Origin of the sequence: Roseovarius tolerans (assembly GCF_900109855.1) — a bacterium.
GTDB lineage: Bacteria > Pseudomonadota > Alphaproteobacteria > Rhodobacterales > Rhodobacteraceae > Roseovarius > Roseovarius tolerans.
Genome location: NZ_FOBO01000023.1, coordinates 37,452 through 43,644, shown reverse-complemented (window position 1 = coordinate 43,644; position 6,193 = coordinate 37,452). Strand labels below are relative to the sequence as shown.

The window sequence follows — 6,193 nt, the reverse complement described above, 5'->3', positions numbered from 1 at the left end:
TGGTTTTGAAGTACTTGAACGGGTCGCGTTTTGTCATCCGGGGAGAGTAGGGGGCAGCTTGCAAGGGCTCAAGCCAAGTTCGTCTGACAAGACCCTGTTAGAGCCAACACCTCCGCTCCTTCAAGCAGCATGACCCCAGACAATTGAACGGTCTCTGTCGGATTTAAAGGAAAGATATCACATTTAACGGCAAAGCCGCGCCATTGATTTTGTTGAATTTCGTATACCGCATTTAAGAGCTACGCGACATGTCCAGATGCGCCACCGCGCGGCCCACGCGGGTTGCCTCCAGCCGGGTCGCGCCGCAGTTCCAGTCACCGTAAACCAGCGGCCCGTCGCCCACCGCCTCGCGCACCAGCCGCAGACGTGCGACATCGGCCTGCCAGTCATCGTCGGCGCCCAGCTTGACCTGAAACTGGGCGATGCCTTGGGCCTGCACCTCACGCGCGATGCGGGCCATTTCCTCGGGCGCGACACAGGTGATCGAATGATAAAGCGGCATGTCCGCCGCCTGCCGCCCGCCCAGAAGTGCGTAAAGGGGCAGGTTTGCCGCCTGACCGGTGATGTCCCAAAGCGCGAGATCCAGCGCGGACTTGGCGTAAGCGTGGCCCTGTTAAAGTCAACGCGACAGTCGGCCAAGAGCGCGTACACATCCGCAAAGATCACCTCGGTCAGCCCGTGCCGCTTCAGGAGGTGGTGGAAATGGAGGCCTCTCGGGTATGTAAACATGCCCTGCCGGCTCATAGCTCGTGGTTTCCCACAGAATGCGGTCAGGGCAGCAACTCACGGATATTTGCCTCAAGCTGCTTAGTGAAGCCTGGATCGTTGCCCGGATTTGCTGCGCAATGACCCCAAGGTGAATCATAGGGACGAAACGCGGCGTTTGGCATGTGACGCGCTTCGATAGCGTTGTCTTGGGGCGGGAAGTAAAGATCCTGAGTGCAGGGCATCAGGATGGCCTTGGCCTTTATGGCCCCGAGCGCTGCCGTAAAATTCCCCTCATAAAGCGGCCCCGCCGAGATGTCCCCGGCCTTCCAAGTTGCCAGCTTTGCCAACAGGTTGTTGGCGTCCCATCCGGTCGCATGATCCTCCTCCCAGTCTTTTAAAAGGTCCTCGGGGGTTTCGAATCCAAGTTGCCGATAAAGCCCTTCACGATAGAAGCTTTGCGAAAAGGCCCAGCCTGCATAGACACGACCAAACGCCTTGAGCCCGGCCACCGGGGGCGATTTGTAGTTACCGTTATCCCAGGTTTGGTCGGCACAAAGTGCTGCCTTGACCCCTTCGAGAAACACGGAGTTATGTGGAGATGTGCGGGCCGAGGCACAAAATGGCAGGATAGCATCAACCATATCGGGATATTGCGCCGCCCATTGATAGGCCTGACTTCCCGCCATGGACCAGCCCGCCACCAGCGCGATCCTGTCAACGCCTAGCGCCTCGGTCAGAAGGCGATGCTGGCAGGCGATGTTGTCCCACATTTGCACCAGCGGATATTTCGCCCCATAGGCGCGCGCACTGTTGCTGGGAGAACTGGAAATACCATTGCCCAGCAGGTCCACGCAGATCACGAAATGCCGCTCGGGGTCGATCGCGCGACCGGGGCCAAAGAAGCCTTCATTGCGTGCATGCGTGCCGGTGTAAAACGTCGGCAGGACAACAACATTGTCGCCCCGTGCTGACAAGCGACCATGCGTCTTGTAGGCGATCCATGCGTCATGCAGAACATCCCCGGAAAGAAGATCTAGGTTGCCAAGCTCAAAGGTGTTGTAAGGTTTGCTCATCGGCGACTTTCTGTTGGATTTGTGTGACGAAAGCGTTTCGGTTTAAATTTTGGGCGATGTGTGCGCAGCGCTCATGGGGTATGCGCGTTTCGCGAAAAAAGTGACGCAGATTTTTCGCGAAATGCCTTAATCATTGATACCGGCCTCGCTGCGCATCAGGGCGACGATTTGCTGTTCGCAGTCCAGATATCCCTCCATCTGGATCAGCTCTTCCTTGCTGTTTGGCCGTTTGCCCTGCTTGAATTTCAGGTCGAGAATGGTCTTCAACCGTCCGGGATGCGAAGATAGAAACACAATCCGATCCGCCAGAAAGATCGCTTCCTGAATGTCATGTGTGACCAGCAGGATGGTGGTATGGGTGGTGTCCAGTATTTCCAGCAGCATTTCCTGCATATGCCAGCGGGTTTCGGCATCCAACGCCCCAAAGGGTTCATCCATCAATAGGATTTCGGGCGCATTGGCCAAAGTGCGGGCAATCGCGACCCGCTGTTTCATGCCGCCGGACAGTGTTTTCGGATAGGCGTTCCTGAATTTCCCAAGATGCACCAGATCGACATAATGCGATGCCCGCTCGCGCCGCTCGGCCTTGGGCACTCCGTTCAGCTTCATGCCGTATTCGACATTCTGCAACACGGTGAGCCAAGGAAACGAGGTATATCCCTGAAACACCATGCCGCGCTCGCGCCCGGGGCCGTGCACCTCGACACCGTCCAGCAGCATGCGCCCTGCACTGGGATATTCCAGGCCCGCCACGATATTCAGCAAGGTTGACTTGCCGCATCCTGACGGACCCAGAAGGACACACAGTTCATTTTTCTCAACCGCGAAAGACACATCGCGCAACGCCTCTACAGGGCCGGATTTGGCTGAAAACGTCTTGCTGACATTTTCAACGGTCAGGATCGTGTTGGTGTTCACGTTGGCATCCTCATGGTCCGTTCATCCGCGATACCCGGCCTCATAAAGCTCTTTATGCAGGCTGCATTCGATTCCTGTTTCCGGCGGCTGGACCTTTTCGATCAGATCGAACTTAACCCACCAGTCGCTGACCAAGGCCCAGTGATCGTTGATCTGGCCATTGGTTTGATCAAACGGAGGATTGCCGGGGGCCGAGCCGCAGAATTGTGCCGCCTCCATGAAATTGTAGACATAGAGACCGCCATCTGTTCGGCTGCCATCCTTACCAAGAACCAGTTCAACATCGGCAACACTCATCTGCATGCCATCGGCGATGATCTGATTGCCCTCCTCGGGGTTCTGGCTCCACCATTCGATCGAATCATAGAGCGCCTTCATCGTCAGCAACGCGACATCCCGACGCTCGTTGATGAACCTGTCGCCCATATAATACCCATCGGCAACGACCCCCTGTTTCAGCCAGTAGGGTTCGCGCGATTGGGCCAATACCGACGATCCTTCGAGGGCCTTGAGGGTATTGCTGCCGTAAGGTTCCCAGAATTGCGAGGCCGCCACGCCGCCGCCGATCATCGCCGCAAGGGCATCATCGGCGATGATGTTGCGATAGACGACCGAATCGAAGTCTGCGCCGTTCTGCTCCAGCCACATGGCCATGAAGATCTGTGACAAACCGCCCTCCAGAACGGCAACTTCCTTGCCTGCAAGATCGGCAGCGCTGGCGATGCCCGGTCCTGCCACGATCTTGTCCGTGCCGTAGGACAGGTTACCAAAAGCCACTAGCTTGATCGGCAGGCCGCGCTCCACGCCAACAGGCGTGAATTCGGCCGTGCTTGCCACGACATCCATCTGATCGGCGGCCACGAGATTGAAGCTCTCGTACGGGTCTTCGATGGTCTGGTAGTCAATGTTGAGTTCCGGTGCGAGATCCTTGGCGATCGCAATATGGAAAAACCCATATCCCGGCCAAGTATAGCCCGCAATACGCACGTCTTCCGCCGCCATGGCCGCGCCGGTGCAGGCCAGAACTGTCGTCGTCGTCAATGCCAGCCTTGCGGGCAGAGTCAGCGCTTTTTTTAATTGATGTAGAAGGGTCATCTTCTTCTCCTTTGACATGATTGTGAATGGTGACTGGACGGGCTGTCAGTGCCCGCTGCCCCTTCAGGGATACTCGTCAAGATACGAAAAGGCGTGCCGGTGAAGCCGCTTGAGCAGGTAATCAAACAGCAGGCCCAGAACGCCGATCACCAGAATGCCCGCCATGATCTGATCGACATGCAGAAACCGTTTGGCCCGCATCATCATGGCACCGATGCCTGCATCCGCGGCGGTGATTTCGGCGATCACCAGATAGGTCCAGCTGACGGCCAACATCTGGCGCATCGCCACCACGATATTGGGCAGGGCGGCGGGCACGATCACCGTGCGCAACACCTGTCTGCGCGTCCCGCCCAGTGTGACGGAGGTGCGGATCAGATCCTGCGAAACGGCCTTGGTGTGATCTGCAATCAGCGTGATCAGAAACCAGATCACGCCAATAAAAAGAAGGGCCAGCTTTTGCGCATCACCCGTTCCGAACCACATCAGAAGCAGCGGGATAAAGGCCGGGGCCGGCAAATAGCGCCAGGCAGATACAAAGGGGTCGAAAAAAGCCTCGACCGCGCGGAATGAGCCCATCAATATGCCCAGCGGGATCGCCACAGCGCAGGCCAGGACAAAGCTGAGCAAGACCCGCTGAACACTGATCAGCACATCGGCAACAAAGCCGTTTTCAGCAAATAATGTATAAAGCGCTGCCAGCACCGTGCGCGGCCCTGGCAGCAGGATTTCGGTCATCCATCGTGACCAGACGGCAAATTCCCACAGGCCGAAAAACAACACCCAGACCAGAACACCCAGACCCAGACCCAAGGTCGGGTTGATGTCCGACTTGAATTCGAACAGTCGCTTGCGGGGCCGCGCGGCGGCCCCCGTCTGCGGTGTGCTATATGATCTGTTTTCGTTCATTTCGGACGGTCTTTCTGCTGATGGGGGTTTGGGTCAGTAGAGCCGCAGATACTCCTTCACTTCCCAATCCGTGACGGCCTGATGGTAGCGCTCCCACTCGTCGGATTTGTATTCCATGTAGGAATTGCGCATCACCGGCCCCAGAACATGCTTGGCCAGATCATCTTCGCGCAGCGCCTCGATCGCGTTGAAGAGCGTGCGGGGCAACCGACGGATACCTGCATCTTTCAACTGCTGTGGACTCATCGAATAGAGGTCAAAATCCGTTGGCTTGCCGGGGTCCATCTTGTTGCGGATGCCCTCAAGGGCTGCGGTCAAATGGAAGGCCATGGCCAGATAGACGTTCATCGTCATGTCGCAGGCGCGGTTCTCAAGGCAATAGCGGCTTTGCGGTAGTCTGAATTGCGCCGAGCGGTTGTTGAACCCGTAGGTGATGTTGGTCGGGGCCCATGTCACGGTGCCGCCTTCAAAGCCGCCAACGCGCGGAACCAGCCCGTTATAGGAATTCACGGTCGGGCATGTGATCGCAGTGATGGCCTCGGCGTGCTGCATCAGGCCTGCGACGGCCCAGCGGGATTCATCGCTCCAGCCCGTATCGCTGTCATCCTTGAACACGTTTTCACCGGGGCGGCTTTTGTGCTGAAGCGACATGTTGATATGCGCGCCTGAGCGCCAGTCGCCAACCGTCGGCTTGGGCATGAAGGTCACGAACATGCCGTGTTCCTTGGCCACTTCCTTTAGCACGATGCGCAAGAAGGCCAGCCGGTCGGACATTTCCAGCATGTTGGTGTAATGGAAATCCAACTCGAACTGGGAATAGGCCCCTTCGGCCACCACATCGTGCAGGTTCCAGCCCATGCCTTCCAGAATGTCGATCAGGTCTTTCAGGAAGGGCATGGAATCAACCGTGTATTCCACGTCATAGCCAAAGGCCTGGCGGCGCGGACGCAGACCATGTGCCGGATCGTCATCGAAAGCCTTTACCGGCTTTCCGGCGTCATCATATTTCATCACGATGAATTCGGGCTCTACCCCGGCATAGCCGACATAGCCATCTGCCTGTGCCTCGTGTATTGCGCGTTTCAGGGCCTGACGTGAGCAGACGTTATAGGGCGCATTTTCCCAATAGAGATCGGCAAAGATGACGGCCATCGACGTGTCCCAAGGGCAGATATAGACGGCGTCCAGATCGGGAACCATTACCTGATCACTGTCGGCGGGCGACAGTTCGGGCACGAAAGAGATCGAGTGGACGGCAAATTGCGGCCCCTTGCCCATGCACAGCTCGTCGAAATCGCTCATCGGCACGGGCTTGGTCTTGGGGATGCCATGCAGATCGATCCAGCTGGACATCACGTATTTGACGCCTGCCTCTTCCAGCATCTTACGCACCTCGGGGATCCGCGGGCGGTTGCGCTCGACCGCTTCATCGAAGGTTTCGTAATAAATCTTCTTGTCGAAATCGTTGGGTGTGTCCTTGGCCATATGAT

The 6,193-nt window shown here is 57.1% G+C and carries 5 protein-coding genes and 1 pseudogene; all 6 read right to left on the bottom strand.

Going from position 1 to position 6,193, the window contains the following annotated elements:
• Nucleotides 1-247: 247 nt before the first annotated feature.
• Nucleotides 248-610, bottom strand: a pseudogene (locus BMX04_RS19180) (enolase C-terminal domain-like protein); the annotation flags it as partial.
• A gap of 160 nt (nucleotides 611-770) precedes the next feature.
• Nucleotides 771-1,781 carry an alpha/beta fold hydrolase gene (locus BMX04_RS17225; RefSeq protein ID WP_074788105.1) on the bottom strand — a complete coding sequence of 337 codons (1,011 nt, stop codon included), beginning with the start codon at nucleotides 1,779-1,781 and terminating at the stop codon, nucleotides 771-773.
• Nucleotides 1,782-1,907: 126 nt separating this feature from the next.
• A complete protein-coding gene (locus BMX04_RS17220; RefSeq protein ID WP_074788104.1) occupies nucleotides 1,908-2,699 on the bottom strand; it encodes an ABC transporter ATP-binding protein in 792 nt (263 codons plus the stop codon).
• Between the two features lie 21 nt (nucleotides 2,700-2,720).
• The gene (locus BMX04_RS17215) at nucleotides 2,721-3,794 is read right to left on the bottom strand and encodes an ABC transporter substrate-binding protein (RefSeq protein WP_175477401.1); all 1,074 of its coding nucleotides are present in this window, start codon (nucleotides 3,792-3,794) and stop codon (nucleotides 2,721-2,723) included.
• Nucleotides 3,795-3,857: 63 nt separating this feature from the next.
• Entirely contained in the window at nucleotides 3,858-4,703 is an 846-nt protein-coding gene (locus BMX04_RS17210; protein WP_074788103.1) for an ABC transporter permease, read from the bottom strand.
• A 33-nt stretch (nucleotides 4,704-4,736) separates the two neighbouring features.
• Complete coding sequence (locus BMX04_RS17205; RefSeq protein WP_074788102.1) at nucleotides 4,737-6,188, bottom strand: glutamine synthetase family protein; 1,452 nt, start codon at nucleotides 6,186-6,188, stop codon at nucleotides 4,737-4,739.
• Nucleotides 6,189-6,193 lie beyond the last annotated feature (5 nt).